We start from the raw sequence: 14,835 nt of genomic DNA on the forward strand, positions 1-14,835 counted from the left end.
ACAGGTGAAGACGCGGGACGTGAAGCGGCGCATTCCGCCCGTTCGTCCTACGCTTCGTCCGTGAACGAGATGCCCCGGGACCACCGGCCCGCCACCTCCGTCCGGGTCCTGCTCGCGGAGGACCCCGGTACGCGGCACGGGGCGCTCGCCTTACTGCTCCGGATGGAGCCGGGCATCGAGGTCGTGGCCCAGGTGGCGGCGGGGCAATCGGTCGTGGAGACGGCGCTCACCCACCGCCCCGACGTCGCCCTCCTCGACCTCGGGTCGGCCGGCCCGAACGGTCTGGACACCGCCGCCGCACTGCGCGACCAGGTGCCCGACTGCCGGGTGCTGATCCTCACCACGGTCGGCGGGCCCGACTGGCTGCGGCGGGCCATGGCGGCGGGGGCCGCCGGTTTCCTCGTCAAGGACGGGTCGGTGCGGGAGTTGGCCTCCGCGATCCGCCGGGTGCTGGCCGGGGAGACGGTGATCGACCCCGCGCTCGCCGCCGTGGTGGCGGCCGACACCGCCGCCACCACCGTCTCGCCGCCACCGCTCACGGCCCACGGCTCCGCCCCGGGCCTGCCGTCATGCGTCCCGCTGGAACAGTGCCGCCCAGAGGAAGTCCTCCCCGAAGAGCGGTGAGTCCTCCGGCTCCTTCCGCATGCGGCGCAGTTCGATCCCGGTCAGGTCCGAGAAGATCCGGCGCAGCGACTCGTCCGTGTAGGCGAGCCCGCCCCGGAGGCTGCCCTGCCCCCGGTAGAACTCCGCGTCGGACAGCTCCGAGCCCATCGCGCCCGCCGCGAAGCAGGTGAGCGCGAACCGGCCGCCCGGGGCGAGGACCCGGTCGAGCAGCGCGAGGTAACTGATCCGGCGGTGCGGGGGCAGGTGGTGGAAGCAGCCGGAGTAGTACACCAGGTCGTACAGTCCGGCGAGTTCCCTGCCGTCGCGGGTGAGGGTGAAGGCGTCGCCGCAGTGGAACCGGACGCCGCGCGCATCCGTCTCGCGGGCCCGCTCCCGTGCCCAGCCGACGGCGGCCGGGGAGAGGTCGACCGCGTCGACCTCGAAGCCGTGTGCGGCCAGATACAGCGCGTTGCGCCCGGGGCCGCAGCCCACGTCGAGCGCCCGGCTCCCGGTGAGCAGACCCCGCTCGATGTACGACACCAGGCTCTCGTCCGGCTTCGCCACGAAGAACGGCACCGGCCGGGAGCGGTCGGCGTAGAAGCCGTCCCACCAGTCGGCGCCCTGCTGCGTCCACCGGTCGGCCTCCGGTGCGAACAGGCCGTCCAGCAGGTCGAGTACGTCGTCCACGGTGCGTGTGCTCCGGTCCATCCGGGCCCCCTTCCGTATGCGGCGACCGTATCCGCAGGGGGCGTGAAGTCCCAGGTCAGCAGGGCTGGTTGGGGCTGCATCTGAGGCTTCGGCGCCCCCTGGGAGGGGCCGGCGCGACCGGCGCCGAGGGACCGTTCGGGGGCGGGGAGGAAGACCCGTGTCGTCCCCTGCCGCGGGCCGTCATGGCACCTCTCCGACCGGCCCGACGCCCACTTTCTCCACTGCCTTTCCCCGCTGCCCCCAGGGCGCTCTCAGTGCGCTTTCAGTGCGCCGCCGGGGCTCTCCGGGGCAGCCAGAGCCACATCAGCACCATGCCGACGGCCAGCACCACCGCCCCCGTGCGGAACGACAGGGCGTATCCCTCGGTCAGGGCCTCCGACGTCCCGCTGCCCGCCGTACGGGCCGCCGCGATCGTCGACAGGACCGCCAGGCCCAGCGAACCGCCCATCGTGCGCGAGGTGTTGATCAGCCCGGAGACCAGGCCGGCCTCCTCGGGGGCCGCGCCGGAGGTCGCGAGCGCGGCGAGCGGGGTCCCGGCGAGGCCCCCGCCCAGCATCATCAGGATGCCGGGAATCATGATCGCCGTCAGATACGTGCCGTCGGCCGTCATCGTCGACTGCCAGGCGAAGCCGGCCAGCGCGACGAGCGTGCCGAGCACGGCCACGGCCCGTGCCCCGGCGGCGCGCATCAGCCGGGGCGCGGCCTTGGAGCCGACGACCACGGCGAGCGAGCTGGGCACCAGGGCGAATCCGGCCTCGAGCGGGGTGTAGCCGAGCACGTTCTGGGCGTAGAGGGTCATGAAGAACCACATGCAGAACATGGCGGCGCCGCTCAGGAACATCGCCGCGTTCGCCGACGAGACCGATCGCACCCGGAACAGTCCCAGCGGCATCAGCGGGGCCTTGGTCCGTGCCTCGACGAGGAGGAACAGGGCGATGAGGGCGAGTCCGGCGCACAGCGGCACCAGGGTGGGCGGCGCCGTCCATCCCTCGGCCTCGGTCTGGGAGATGCCGAAGGCCAGGGTGGCGAGGCCGGCCGTCACCAGCATCGCGCCGGGCAGGTCGAGCCGCCGTCCGTCCCCGGCCTGGCCCTCCGCCAGCCACCAGGCCGCCCCGGCCAGCACCAGCACCCCGATCGGCACGTTGATCAGCAGCACCCACCGCCACGACAGGGTGTCCACCAGTACTCCGCCGACGAAACCGCCGGCCGCGCCGCCGCCCGCGCCGACGGCGGTCCAGGTCGCGATGGCACGGGCCCGCGCGGGGCCCTCCGGGACCGCCGAGGTGACGATGGTGAGGGTGGACGGCGCCAGGACCGCGGCCCCGAGCCCCTGCACCGCCCGCGCCAGCAGCAGGTGCCAGCCCTCCTGGGCCAGCCCGCCCGCCAGGCTGGCCAGTGTGAACAGGCCGAGGCCGACGAGGAACATCCGCTTGCGCCCGTAGAGGTCACCGGCGCGTCCGCCGAGCAGCATGAACCCGGCGAAGGCGATGGCGTACGCGTTCACCACCCACTGCAGGCCCTGCTCGCTGAGCCCGAGACCGGTACGCATCGACGGCAGCGCGACGTTGACCACGGAGATGTCGAGCACGACGAGGAACTGCCCCAGGCACGCGAGTGCCACCGCCAGCCACGGGGGCGGCGTGCGGCGGCGGGGAGCGCGGGCGGTGAGGGCGGCGTCCGGGGCTTCGAGCATGGGCGTCATGGTCTCAATCGTCCGGTGCCCCCTGCATCGGGATTTCGCCGGGCGGGTCCTCGGTCTTCCGGCCTAGGGCCGTCAGGAAGGAGCTCCTCCCCGCCGGCATCCCGCAGGATGGTCCGGTGGCCCGGTGGCCCGGTGGCCCGAGGCGGCCCAAGGGTTGGTCAAGAAATCGTTAGTGTGCCAAAGCATTGGAATAGTTGCCCCGGCACACAGGTTCCGTACGCACGTATCCGGCACCCCCTTCCCCGTACCGACTGTCCCGTACCGACCTCACGCTTCGACCTGGAGGCCCTCTTCCATGACCCAGTCGACGCACGACCGTCCTGCGGGCGGAGCGGACGGAGCAGACGGAGCGGGCAGAGCCGTGGTCCCGGTGCTCGCCTTCGCGGGCATCGTCGTCGCGGTGATGCAGACCCTGATCGTCCCGGTGATCAAGGACCTGCCCCGCCTGCTGGACACCACGCCCGGCGACGCCACGTGGGTCCTGACGTCGACGCTGCTGTCCGGTGCCGTCGCCACCCCCATCATGGGCCGCCTCGGCGACCTCTACGGCAAGCGGCGCATGCTGGTCGCCAGCCTCTCGGTCATGGTGGCCGGCGCCCTCGTCAGCGCGCTCACCAGCGACCTGCTGCTGATGATCGCCGGCCGTACGCTCCAGGGCGTCGCGATGGGCGCGATCCCGCTCGGCATCGGTCTGATGCGCGACCTGCTGCCCCCGAAGCGGCTGGGGTCCGCGATGGCGCTGATGAGTTCCTCGATAGGCGTCGGTGGCGGTCTCGCGCTGCCCGCCGCCGCGCTGGTGGCCCAGAGCTCCGACTGGCACGCCCTCTACTTCGGCGCCGCCGGCCTCGGCGTCCTCGCCATCGCCCTCACCCTGGCCCTCGTACCGGAGTCACCGGCACGGGCGCCCGGCACCTTCGACCTGCCGGGCGCGCTGGGGCTGTCCGCCGGGCTGCTCCTCTTCCTCCTGCCCCTCACCAAGGGCAGCGCCTGGGGCTGGACGTCCGGGACCACGCTCGGCCTGCTCGGAGCCGCGGTCGTGGTGCTCCTGCTCTGGGGCCTGATGGAACTGCGGGTGCCCGCACCCCTGGTGGACCTGCGCACCACCGCCCGCCGCGAGGTCCTCCTCACCAACCTCGCGTCGATCATGATCGGCGTCTCCTTCTTCGTCATCTCCCTGGTGCTGCCCCAACTGCTCCAGCTCCCCGCCTCCACCGGGTACGGCCTCGGCCAGTCGATGGTGGTGGCGGGTCTGTGCGTGGCGCCGCTGGGCGTGACGATGATGTTCACGGCGCCCGTCTACGCCCGTCTGTCCGCCCGCTACGGTCCCAAGGTCACCCTCGTTCTGGGCCTGTTGGTCATCGGGGCCGGTTACGCCGGCGGTCTGGGCCTGCTGGACGTCCTCTGGGGACCCGTCGTCATCTCGGTCGTCGTCGGCGCGGGCATCGGCCTGGCCTACGCCTCCCTGCCCGCCCTGATCATCGACGCGGTCCCGGCCTCGGAGACGGGCGCGGCCAACGGCCTCAACACCCTGATGCGCTCGATCGGTACGTCGATGTCGAGCGCGGTCGTCGGGATGGTGCTGGCCAGCACGGCGAACACGGTGGGCGGGGTGGAGATCCCGAGCATGCACGGCTTCCGCCTCTCCTTCATGATCGCGACGGCGGCGGTGACCGTGGGCCTGGTCCTGGCCCTGTTCATCCCCGGCCGACGCCCGTCGAACACCCTGCGGCTGCGCGCGAGCAGCGAGGAGGACGCCCACCTGGAGCGCGCGGAGCAGGCCCTGCGCGGGCCGGTCTCGGCCTGACCGCCGGACCGGCGCCGCTCCTCCGCTCCTCCGCTCCTTCGCGTACTCCTCCCGGTACTTCTCGCCGGCACCCCTGCCGCACCGCACGACAGGCGGTACGGCAGCATGGGCACCCCGAGCCATGCGCTCACCCCATGCGTCCCCGCCATGCGCCCCGGGCCATGCTTCCAGGACACACGACCGAGAGGACGCCGGAACCGATGCCGACCCCGACTGCGACGCCGACGCCGAACCCCCCGGCGCCGGGGCCCGAGATCCTGGCCGCGTTCGAGGCGGCGAAGGGCTTCATGCCCGTCGGCGAGGGGCTGGCCCTGTACGCGGCCGCGGTCGAAGCGGGACGGCTGGGCCTCCCTCTTCTGGAGGTCGGCACCTACTGCGGCCGCTCCGCGATCCTGCTCGCCGGCGCCGCCCGTGAGGCCGGGGTCACCGCGCTCACCGTGGACCACCACCGGGGCAGCGAGGAGCAGCAGCCGGGCTGGGAGTACCACGACCCGGAGACGGTCGACCCCGAGCTGGGCGTGATGGACACGCTCCCCACCTTCCGCCGCACGCTCCACCGGGCGGGCCTGGAGGACCATGTGGTCGCCCTGGTCGGCCGCTCCCCCAAGGTCGCGGCCCTGTGGAACTCCCCCCTCGCCCTGGTCTTCATCGACGGCGGCCACACGGACGAGCACGCCACGGCCGACTACGAGGGCTGGGCCCCGCACGTCGCCGAGGGCGGTCTCCTCGTCATCCACGACGTCTTCCCCGACCCCGTCGACGAGTTCACCGGCCAGGCCCCGTACCGCGTCTACCTCCGCGCCCTGGCCTCCGGCGCCTTCACGGAACTCTCCGCGACGGACTCGCTGCGCGTCCTGCGCCGCACGGGAGACGGGATCTGAGACGGGTGCGTGCCGCCCGACGGTGAACGCCGCCCGATCGGACGATGGAGGGTGCGGGCGGCCGTTAGGGTGGCTGCGTGTCGTACACAGGGCCCGACTTCGATCCGCCAGAGTCCCGCCGTTTCCGGCGTGGACCGCTGACCGTGGCGCTCGCCGCGCTCGTGCCGGGCGCGCTGCTCGGCTGGGCCGTCTACGCGGCCGTGGGCGGGTCGGGGGACGACGGGGGCGAAGCGAGCACCTCCGCCGGAGCGTCCGCCTCGGCCTCCTCCCCGGCACCGTCCGCCACCGGCGCCTCGCCCTCGGGCGGGGCGGGCGAGTCCGACGGCAAGAAGCCGAGCGCCTCTCCCGACTCCGGCTCCGCATCCGCATCCGCTTCCTCCTCCCCCTCCGCGTCCGCGCCTGCCGGGACCGGGCCGCTCAAGGGGAAGGTCGTGGTCATCGACCCCGGACACAATCCCGGCAATTTCCAGCACACCTCCGAGATCAACCGCCAGGTGAACATCGGGACGAACTCCAAGGAGTGCGACACCACCGGTACGTCCACCAACGACGGTTTCAGCGAGGCGAAGTTCACCCTGGACGTCGCCCACCGAATGCGTGCGCTCCTCGAGGAGCAGGGCGCCACGGTGAAGCTGACACAGGACGACGACCGGCCGTTCGGGCCGTGCATCGACGAACGGGCACGCATCGGCAACAAGGCGAAGGCGGATGCCGTCGTGTCGATCCACGCGGACGGTTCGGGTACCGGGAACCGCGGTTTCCACGTGATCCTGCCCGGCCCCGTGAACTCCGGCGCCGCCGACACCCGGGCCATCGTCGAGCCGTCCCGCGAACTCGGTGAGCGCATCGCGGGCAATTTCGTACGCGCCACCGGCAACGGGCCGTCCAACTACGTGGGCGGCGGTACCGGACTCGTCACGCGTAAGGACCTGGGCGGTCTCAATCTGTCAACGGTTCCCAAGGTGTTCATCGAGTGCGGCAACATGCGCGATAGCAAGGACGCGGCACTTCTGACCAGCGGTGCCTGGCGGCAGAAGGCGGCGCAGGGAATCTCCGAGGGAATTGTGAGTTTCCTGCGCGGGTAGGGGTAGGTGGGCCGATCCGGGCGGACATCTCGCTTGTGCGGACGATAGTGTCGTCCCCACGATGAGGGGTCACCCCGCGCTTCACACCGGCCCCGAGGGCGACGTGGTGACAGCGACGCCTCTGCCGACGACGAGACGACCGAGAAGGACCTGAAGTGAATATCCGCTCCCTCACTCGAGGCGACGGCGTGGTGATCGGAGCAGCGGTATTGCTGTTCATCGCGTCGTTCCTCGACCTCTACTCGATCGACGGCGCGCCCGACGACGTCATCCCCAACCTGTGGGGGAGCGGCCCGGTCGTGTTCGGTGTCGTGCTGGCGGGCATCATCGGCGCGGCGCTCGTCGTCGTGTCCCGCGGGCTGCCGCAGCCGCCGAAGGTCGCGGGGCTCGACCTCGGCCCGTTCGGCGTCGCGTTCACCGTCTTCGCGGCCTGGAGCGCACTCGGCAACATCTTCGACCCGGCCGGTGGCGTCGACAACCTCACCAGCGGTACCCCCTCCTCGGACGGGATCGACTCCGGTCTCGGCCTGGTCCTGGCCCTCGTCGCCACGCTGATCATGGCTGCCGCCGCCATCGCCACCCCGCTGGTTCCGGCTCTCAAGGGCTCGCTCGTACCGGCGGCCCGTCCCGCCGCCCCGCAGCCCTACGGCGCCCAGCCGCCCGGCGGTTACGGCTACCCGGGTGCGCAGCAGGCCGGCTTCGGCGGTCAGCCGCAGCAGGGCCAGCCCGGTCAGTCGTTCGCCGGCCAGCAGCCCGGTCAGCCGGCCGCGCCGCCCGCCGGCGGCTTCTCGCCGTTCTGGTTCGCCGTGCCGGTGCCCCGGCCGCTGTTCCCGGAGGACGGTTCGCAGACGCCGATCGCCGAACTGGCCCCCGGCACCTGGTACCTGGCCGTCGAGCAGCGCGGCCCGGCCCTCGTCGCCCAGACGCAGGACGGCCGTCGCGGTGTCCTTCAGGACACCTCGGGCATCCAGCGCGGCTGACCCGCTCCGCAGCACGCGGCCCCTCGCCCTGTCGGGTGGGGGGCCGTTGTCGTACGGCCGGCGCCCACGCATCCGACCCACCGGCCGACTGCCCCGCCGACCGGCCGATCCGACGACCCGCCGGTGCCCGTCCGGCCGTCCGGGTTTCAATCGCGGTTTCGGGGCCAGACGGACACCATGTCCCCACGAACTCGCAGTGGTTCCAGCTCCGCAGGGACGGCCGTCGCGGTGATCGCGGACATCATGGCCGGCCTTCTCGGACTCTGGATTCTGATGTACCTGTTGGACGCCAACCGGGCCAATGACCTGGTCCAGTTCGTCCATGACGCGGCCAACTGGCTGGCCGGCTGGTCGCGTGACCTGTTCACCTTCGACGAGGACTGGGCCCGGGTGGTCGCCGGATACGGCCTGGCCGCGGTGGTCTACCTCTTCATCGGCCACGGCATCGCCAACAGCCTCCACCGGCGCTGACCCGCACCCCGCACGGCCCCCGCCCCTCCCGCCCACACCCGACCGAGCGGCTGGTCGCATGACCAGGGGGTCCAGGGGTGTCCCCCCAGAAAACACAGCACCTTCGACGAGGACTGGGCCCGGGTGGCCGCCGGACACGGCCCGGCCGCGGTGGTCCACCTCTTCATCGGCCACGGCACCGCCAACAGCCTCCACCGGCGCTGAGGTCGAGGCCCTTCGCCCGCGTCCGCCGGGGCGGGGCCGCCGGACCGAGGGCGGCCGCGCCCCGGCGGCCGTGTCCCCGGTCGGACTCCGGTGTCAGACCTCGGCGCAGCAGTCGGGGTCGAGGCCCCTCGGGAGGCGGTCGCCGCCGAAGACCGCGCAGGTGGCCTCGTGGCCGCCGAGCGCGGAGACGGCCAGCAGCAGTGAACCGGCCGTCCAGGCGGTCAGCTCGACCGGCCAGATCGCCTCGTCGTCGAAGACGTACCCCGTCCAGTACAGGCCGGTCTCCGGATCGCGCAGGTGCTGGATGGACTGGAGCACCTCCAGCGCGCGGTCGGACTCGCCCATCACCCAGAGGGCCAGCGCGAGTTCGGCCGACTCACCGCCGGTCACCCACGGGTTGGGGGCCACGCAGCGCACCCCGAGCCCGGGAACGACGAAGCGGTCCCAGCCCTCCTCGATGCGCTCCTTGGCCTCGGCGTCGGTGAGGGCGCCGCCCAGCACGGGGTAGTACCAGTCCATGGAGTAGCGGTCCTTGTCGAGGAACCGCTCCGGGTGGTGCCGGATCGCATGGCGGAGCGCACCGGCCGCCAACTCCCAGTCCGGCTGCGGCTCTTCCCGCTGCTCGGCGATGGCGAGGGCGCAGCGCAGCGCGTGGTGGACGGAGGAGCAGCCGGTGAGCAGCGCGTCCGCGGTGGGCGTGCCGTCGTCGTCGCGCCGCCAGCCGATCTGCCCGCCGGGCTGCTGGAGCCGCAGCACCCACTCCACGGCCGCGTACACGGTGGGCCACAGGCGGTCCAGGAAGGTGTCGTCACCGGTGGAGAGGTAGTGGTGCCAGACGCCGACGGCGACGTAGGCGACGAAGTTGGTCTCCCGCCCCCGGTCGGTGACGTCGTCGGGGTCGCCGTCGGCATACGCCGCGTACCAGGATCCGTCCGCCAACTGGTGCCTGGCCAGCCACAGATAGGCCTGCTCGGCGGCCTCGTGGGCGCCTGAGGCGTCCAGGGCCATCGCGGCCTCGACGTGGTCCCACGGGTCGAGGTGGTGGCCCCTGAACCACGGGATCGCCCCGTCCTCGCGCTGCACGCCGAGGATGCCGGCGACGGTCTCGGCGGCCTGCTCGGCGGTGAGCACTCCGGGCAGGACGAGGTGTTCCGTCCGGGAGGTCGTCACGGGGTGGCCGTCCCGACCTCGGCAGCCGTCGCGGTCTCCGTACCCGCCCCGGCCCCGGCTTCCGCCCCGGCCCCGGCTTCGGCGCGCGGCAGGTGCGGCTTGGTCGCGTACGCCACGAAGCTCTTGCCCATCACCGGGTTCAGGGTCCGCTCCGCGAGGCGGGTGGCCAGCGGCTTCTTCATGATGTCCCAGACCAGCAGCTTGTGGTACGCCCGTACCGGCAGCGCCTTGTCGTTGTCCACGCCGAAGGCGCACTTCAGCCACCAGTACGGCGAGTGCAGCGCGTGCGCGTGGTGGGTGCCGTAGGGGCGCAGGCCGGCCTCGCGCATCCTGGCCAGCAACTGGTCGGCCTTGTAGATGCGGATGTGGCCGCCCTCGACCTCGTGGTAGGCGTCGGACAGGGTCCAGCACACCTTCTCGGGGCCGTAGCGCGGCACGGTGACCGCGATGCGGCCGCCGGGCCTGAGCACGCGGACCATCTCGGCGAGGACGCCCTTGTCGTCGGGGATGTGCTCCATGACCTCGGAGATGATCACGACGTCGAAGGACTCGTCGGGGAAGGGCAGGGCGAGGGCGTCGCCCTCCATCGCCGTGGCGGTGGCCCCGGCGGGCGCCTCCCCGGCCTCCTTCATCGCGGCGAACCACTGGGCGACCTCGCGGATCTCCTCGGCGTTCCGGTCCAGCGCCACGACCTGCGCCCCGCGCCGGTAGCACTCGAACGCGTGCCGGCCGGCACCGCACCCGAGGTCCAGGACACGGTCGCCCGGGGCGAGCGGGAACCGGGAGAAGTCGACGGTCAGCACGTGGCCCTGCTTTCACGGTGGGAGGTGACGGGTTCTTCTGCGGCAGGCGTCCGGACCGCCCCGGGCGCCGGGCCGGCCACGGGAGCGGGCGCGACGGCGACGGGATCGGCCGCCGCGGCCCCGTCGGCACGGGCCATCGCCTCGCGGTAGCGGGCGACCGTGCCCTCGGCCGCGCGGGCCCAGGTGAAGTGCCGCAGCACCCGTTCCCGTCCGGCGGCGCCGAGCCGTGCGCGCAGCTCCGGGTCGCCGAGCAGCCGGTTCAGCCCGGCGGCCAGCGCCCCCGCGTCGCCGGGCGGGACGGCCAGGCAGGTCTCGCCGTCGCGGCCGGCGACCTCCGGGATCGCGCCGCCGGTCGTGGCGAGCAGCGGGGTGCCGGTGGCCATGGCCTCGGCGGCGGGCAGCGAGAAGCCCTCGTACAGCGACGGTACGCAGGCGACCTGGGCGGAGCGCACGAGATCGACCAGTTCCGCGTCCGAGATGCCCTTGACGAACTCGACGGCGTCGCCGAGCCCGTACCGCTCCATCGCCTGCGCGACGGGCCCCTTGGCGGGGCGCGTGCCGACGACGACGAGGTGCGCCTCGGGCTGTTCGACACGGACCTTGGCCAGCGCCTCGACGAGGAAGACCAGACCCTTGAGCGGCACGTCCGCGCTGGACGTCGTCACGATCCGGCCCGGTACGACGGGCACCGACGGGTCCGGTGAGAACAGGTCGGTGTCGGCGCCGATGTGGACGACGTGGATGCGCTCCTGGCGTACGCCCAGATGGCTGATGATCTCGTCGCGGGAGGTGCCGGAGACGGTGAGCACGGAGGGCAGGCGTCGGGCGACCCGCTTCTGCATCCTGGTGAACGCGTACCAGCGGCGCACCGAGGCGCGCCTGCGCCTGCTCTCCGCCGCGTCCAGGTCCAGCCGCCGGTCGACGGTGATGGGGTGGTGGATCGTGGTCACCAGGGGCGCGCCGACGTCGCCGAGCAGACCGTAGCCGAGCGTCTGGTTGTCGTGGACGACGTCGAAGTCACCGCGCCGGGCCCGCAGATGACGGCGGGCGCGCAGCGAGAAGGTCAGCGGTTCGGGGAAGCCGCCGGTCCACATGGTGCCGACCTCGAGCGCGTCGATCCAGTCGCGGTACTCGCCGCGGCCCGGGGTGCGGAAGGGGTCCGGCTGGCGGTAGAGGTCGAGGCTGGGCAGCTCGGTCAGGCTCAGCCCGTCGTAGCCCTCGTCGAGGACGGGGTAGGGCTGGGCGCCGATGACCTCGACCTGGTGGCCGAGGCGGGCGAGCTCGCGGGAGAGGTGGCGGACGTAGACACCCTGTCCGCCGCAGAACGGGTTCCCCTTGTAGGTGAGGAGCGCTATGCGGAGCGGTCGCAAGCCATCGGAGGACGGACCCTGTGAGAGCCCGGCCTGACTGGCCTCAGCGGTCACTCTGGGCCCCCTTCTCCCTGCACGGTCCCGCGACTCTACGTCGGGACGCTAACCTAGAACAAGTTTCAGAGTTGATCGTTCGGAGGCTCCGAATCTACCGGCAGGTAGGGACGTGGCGGACAGTGGATCAGGTGATTCACGCCACGACGGGATGCGTGCCATGCTGTCCGATCATCAACCCTCACCGACGGTCACGGAATGGGGCCCATGTCCGCGGAAGCCCACAGGGACAAGGCGGCCGAGGCGGCGAAGCCGGATGAGCCGGCCAAGGCGGACAAGGCGGCGAAGATGGAAGCCGGCACCACTCGAACCTCCCCTGCCTCACCCCTGACCGAGCGGCAGGAGGCGCGCAGGCGGCGCATCCTGCGCGCGAGCGCCCAGCTGGCCGGCCGGGGCGGCTTCGACGCGGTGCAGATGCGCGAGGTGGCGGAGTCCTCCCAGGTGGCACTGGGCACGCTGTACCGGTACTTCCCGTCCAAGATCCACCTGCTGGTGGCCACCATGCAGGACCAGCTGGAGCACATGCGCGGCACCCTGCGGAAGAAGCCGCCGACGGGCGAGACGGCCGCCGAGCGGGTCACGGAGACCCTGATGTGGGCCTTCCGCGCGCTCCAGCGCGAGCCGCAGCTGGCCGACGCGATGGTGCGCGCCCTGACGTTCGCGGACCGCAGCGTGAGCCCGGAGGTCGACCAGGTCTCCCGCCAGACGACGGCGATCATCCTGGACGCCACGGGCCTCGAGAACCCCACGCCGGACCAGCTCTCGGCGGTCCGCGTCATCGAGCACACCTGGCACTCGGCGCTCATCACCTGGCTGTCGGGGCGTGCCTCCATCGCCCAGGTCAAGATCGACATAGAAACGGTGTGCCGCCTGATCGACCTGACGACACCTTCGTCGACATCGAAGGATTCCAACTGAAGAAGTCGAAACTTTCGACCCCTTCCCCTCGGTCGCCCACCTCCCCCGCGCCTGCCACCCTTCGGCCATACGTGACCCGGTCGCGCGCGAACGGTTGACCACCCCTCCGTTCGTCCATATCGTCTGCGCTGCCATTCGGAATGAGTTCCGAAACATTCGAACCCGCAGGGCGCGCTTCGAGCACCTCGGCGCAGAGCGCGGCAGCAGACGATCCCCGCCATCCGCACCACCACGGCACCCCCACCGGAGAAGTGATGACATGCGCATGATCAAATTAGGAATCCGAGAGGCAGGCGCCAAGGCCGCCCGAGGCCCCCTGGCCGTCGCCGCGACCGCGCTGCTCACCGTGACCGCGCTCGTGGCGCTCCCCCAGAGCACCGCGCACGCCGCCGACACCCTGGGCGCGGCGGCGGCCGAGAAGGGCCGCTACTTCGGCGCCGCGGTCGCCGCGAACCACCTGGGCGAGGCGCAGTACGCCGCCACGCTCAACACCGAGTTCAACTCGGTGACGCCCGAGAACGAGATGAAGTGGGACGCCCTCGAGCCCAGCCGCGGCTCGTTCAGCTTCGGCAACGCCGACCGGATCGTGAACCACGCCCGGGGCCGGGGCATGGCGGTCCGCGGACACACCCTGGTGTGGCACTCCCAACTGCCCGGCTGGGTCTCCGGCCTCGGCGCCTCCGACCTGCGGTCGGCGATGAACAACCACATCACCCAGGTCATGACGCACTACCGGGGCCAGATCCACTCCTGGGACGTGGTCAACGAGGCCTTCCAGGACGGAAGCAGCGGCGCCCGGCGCAGCTCGCCCTTCCAGGACAGGCTCGGCAACGGCTTCATCGAGGAGGCCTTCCGCACGGCCCGCGCGGCCGACCCGAACGCCAAGCTCTGCTACAACGACTACAACACCGACGGCGTCAACGCGAAGAGCAACGCCGTCTACGCCATGGTCCGCGACTTCAAGTCCCGCGGCGTGCCCATCGACTGCGTCGGCTTCCAGTCCCACTTCAACAGCGCGTCCCCCGTCCCGTCCGACTACCGGGCCAACCTCCAGCGCTTCGCCGACCTCGGCGTGGACGTGCAGATCACCGAGCTGGACATCGAGGGCTCGGGCACGGCCCAGGCGACCCACTACGGCAATGTCGTCACGGCCTGCCTCGCGGTCTCGCGGTGCACCGGCATCACGGTGTGGGGCATCCCGGACAAGTACTCGTGGCGGTCGAGCGGAACGCCGCTGCTGTTCGACGACAACTACACCAAGAAGCCCGCCTACCACGCGGTCCTGAGCGCGCTCGGCGGCTCCGACGGCGGTGGCGGCGACCCGGGCGGCCCCGGCGACCCCGACGCCGCCTGCACCGCCGCCTACACCACGGCGGAGGACTGGGGCGGCGGCTACAACGGCAAGGTGACCATCACGGCGGGCCGTTCGCCGATCAGCGCGTGGGCCGTGAACGTCACGATGACACCCCCGCAGAAGGTCTCCACCGTCTGGAACGGCTCACCCACCTGGGACGGCAGCGGCAACGTCATGACGGTGCGGTCCAGTTGGAACGGCACGCTCGCGGCCGGAGCCTCGACGACCTTCGGCTTCACGGTGACGAGGAACGGCGGCTCGACGACACCCCCACAGCTCGGCCCCTGCACGGCCTCCTGACCGAAGCCCCCGCTTCCGGCGGAGCAGAGCAGGTCGGGCCCGCACCCGCCGACGGGTGCGGGCCCGACCACACGGGCGGACGCGGGCCCGACCACACGGGCGGATGCGGGACGACCCGTCGTCGCGGGCACGCCCCGACCGGCGGCCACGTGACCTCGACCACCCGCTTCAAGCCACTTCTGACCGCTTTCCTACGGGCGGGTACAGTGGCGGACGTCGTCATCACACCCGTACGGGGGGAAGCCGGTGCAATTCCGGCGCTGACCCGCAACCGTGAGCCGTCCGCCAGGACGGCGAGCCGGAATGCCCCGGACGGAACGTGACCGGCTCACGCGTCCGGCGGTCCGCCGGTGCGCGGCACCGTCGAGGTATACGGAGCCGAGCCGCCGGGGTGTCCCGTGCCGCCCGGCTCCCTCACAGGGAGAGGC

At 72.2% G+C, this 14,835-nt stretch carries 13 protein-coding genes and 1 riboswitch; of the genes, 8 read left to right on the top strand and 5 right to left on the bottom strand.

The window, feature by feature from the left end; genetic code table 11:
- The first annotated feature begins 69 nt into the window (after positions 1 to 69).
- On the top strand, positions 70 to 624 hold the full coding sequence (locus OHB56_RS13145; RefSeq protein WP_406359042.1) for a response regulator: 555 nt from the start codon (positions 70 to 72) through the stop codon (positions 622 to 624).
- Here the strand turns inward: OHB56_RS13145 and OHB56_RS13150 are convergent.
- The gene (locus tag OHB56_RS13150; RefSeq protein WP_406353381.1) at positions 568 to 1,311 is read right to left on the bottom strand and encodes a class I SAM-dependent methyltransferase; all 744 of its coding nucleotides are present in this window, start codon (positions 1,309 to 1,311) and stop codon (positions 568 to 570) included. The two genes, OHB56_RS13145 and OHB56_RS13150, sit on opposite strands and share 57 nt — an antisense overlap.
- A 262-nt stretch (positions 1,312 to 1,573) precedes the next feature.
- On the bottom strand, positions 1,574 to 3,013 hold the full coding sequence (locus OHB56_RS13155; protein ID WP_406353383.1) for an MFS transporter: 1,440 nt from the start codon (positions 3,011 to 3,013) through the stop codon (positions 1,574 to 1,576).
- Between the two features lie 295 nt (positions 3,014 to 3,308).
- Between OHB56_RS13155 and OHB56_RS13160 the strand changes: the two genes are divergently transcribed.
- The 5 genes from OHB56_RS13160 (at position 3,309) to OHB56_RS13180 (ending at position 8,234) form a co-directional block, all read left to right on the top strand.
- Positions 3,309 to 4,817 carry an MFS transporter gene (locus OHB56_RS13160; RefSeq protein WP_326752448.1) on the top strand — a complete coding sequence of 503 codons (1,509 nt, stop codon included), beginning with the start codon at positions 3,309 to 3,311 and terminating at the stop codon, positions 4,815 to 4,817.
- A gap of 200 nt (positions 4,818 to 5,017) precedes the next feature.
- Positions 5,018 to 5,698 (top strand): class I SAM-dependent methyltransferase, encoded by a 681-nt coding sequence (locus OHB56_RS13165; RefSeq protein WP_326752449.1) that lies wholly within the window; start codon positions 5,018 to 5,020, stop codon positions 5,696 to 5,698.
- 77 nt (positions 5,699 to 5,775) lie between these two features.
- On the top strand, positions 5,776 to 6,783 hold the full coding sequence (locus tag OHB56_RS13170) for an N-acetylmuramoyl-L-alanine amidase (protein WP_326752450.1): 1,008 nt from the start codon (positions 5,776 to 5,778) through the stop codon (positions 6,781 to 6,783).
- Between the two features lie 155 nt (positions 6,784 to 6,938).
- Positions 6,939 to 7,763 carry a hypothetical protein gene (locus OHB56_RS13175; RefSeq protein WP_326752451.1) on the top strand — a complete coding sequence of 275 codons (825 nt, stop codon included), beginning with the start codon at positions 6,939 to 6,941 and terminating at the stop codon, positions 7,761 to 7,763.
- A gap of 177 nt (positions 7,764 to 7,940) precedes the next feature.
- Complete coding sequence (locus OHB56_RS13180; protein WP_326752452.1) at positions 7,941 to 8,234, top strand: hypothetical protein; 294 nt, start codon at positions 7,941 to 7,943, stop codon at positions 8,232 to 8,234.
- A gap of 297 nt (positions 8,235 to 8,531) precedes the next feature.
- Here the strand turns inward: OHB56_RS13180 and OHB56_RS13185 are convergent, their stop codons facing one another.
- The 3 genes from OHB56_RS13185 to OHB56_RS13195 are packed head-to-tail and all read right to left on the bottom strand — an operon-like array spanning position 8,532 to position 11,835.
- A complete protein-coding gene (locus OHB56_RS13185; RefSeq protein WP_406353387.1) occupies positions 8,532 to 9,608 on the bottom strand; it encodes a prenyltransferase in 1,077 nt (358 codons plus the stop codon).
- Complete coding sequence (locus OHB56_RS13190; RefSeq protein ID WP_406353388.1) at positions 9,605 to 10,411, bottom strand: methyltransferase domain-containing protein; 807 nt, start codon at positions 10,409 to 10,411, stop codon at positions 9,605 to 9,607. The genes OHB56_RS13185 and OHB56_RS13190 overlap by 4 nt, the downstream gene beginning before the upstream one ends.
- A complete protein-coding gene (locus OHB56_RS13195) occupies positions 10,405 to 11,835 on the bottom strand; it encodes a glycosyltransferase family 4 protein (RefSeq protein ID WP_406353389.1) in 1,431 nt (476 codons plus the stop codon). The genes OHB56_RS13190 and OHB56_RS13195 overlap by 7 nt, the downstream gene beginning before the upstream one ends.
- A gap of 207 nt (positions 11,836 to 12,042) precedes the next feature.
- Between OHB56_RS13195 and OHB56_RS13200 the strand changes: the two genes are divergently transcribed.
- Entirely contained in the window at positions 12,043 to 12,753 is a 711-nt protein-coding gene (locus OHB56_RS13200) for a TetR family transcriptional regulator (protein ID WP_406353390.1), read from the top strand.
- A 265-nt stretch (positions 12,754 to 13,018) separates the two neighbouring features.
- Positions 13,019 to 14,407 carry an endo-1,4-beta-xylanase gene (locus OHB56_RS13205; RefSeq protein ID WP_406353392.1) on the top strand — a complete coding sequence of 463 codons (1,389 nt, stop codon included), beginning with the start codon at positions 13,019 to 13,021 and terminating at the stop codon, positions 14,405 to 14,407.
- 236 nt (positions 14,408 to 14,643) lie between these two features.
- Positions 14,644 to 14,716: riboswitch (cobalamin riboswitch) on the top strand.
- Positions 14,717 to 14,835: the final 119 nt, after the last annotated feature.

Source organism: Streptomyces sp. NBC_01635 (assembly GCF_045209715.1).
Lineage (GTDB): Bacteria > Actinomycetota > Actinomycetes > Streptomycetales > Streptomycetaceae > Streptomyces > Streptomyces hirsutus.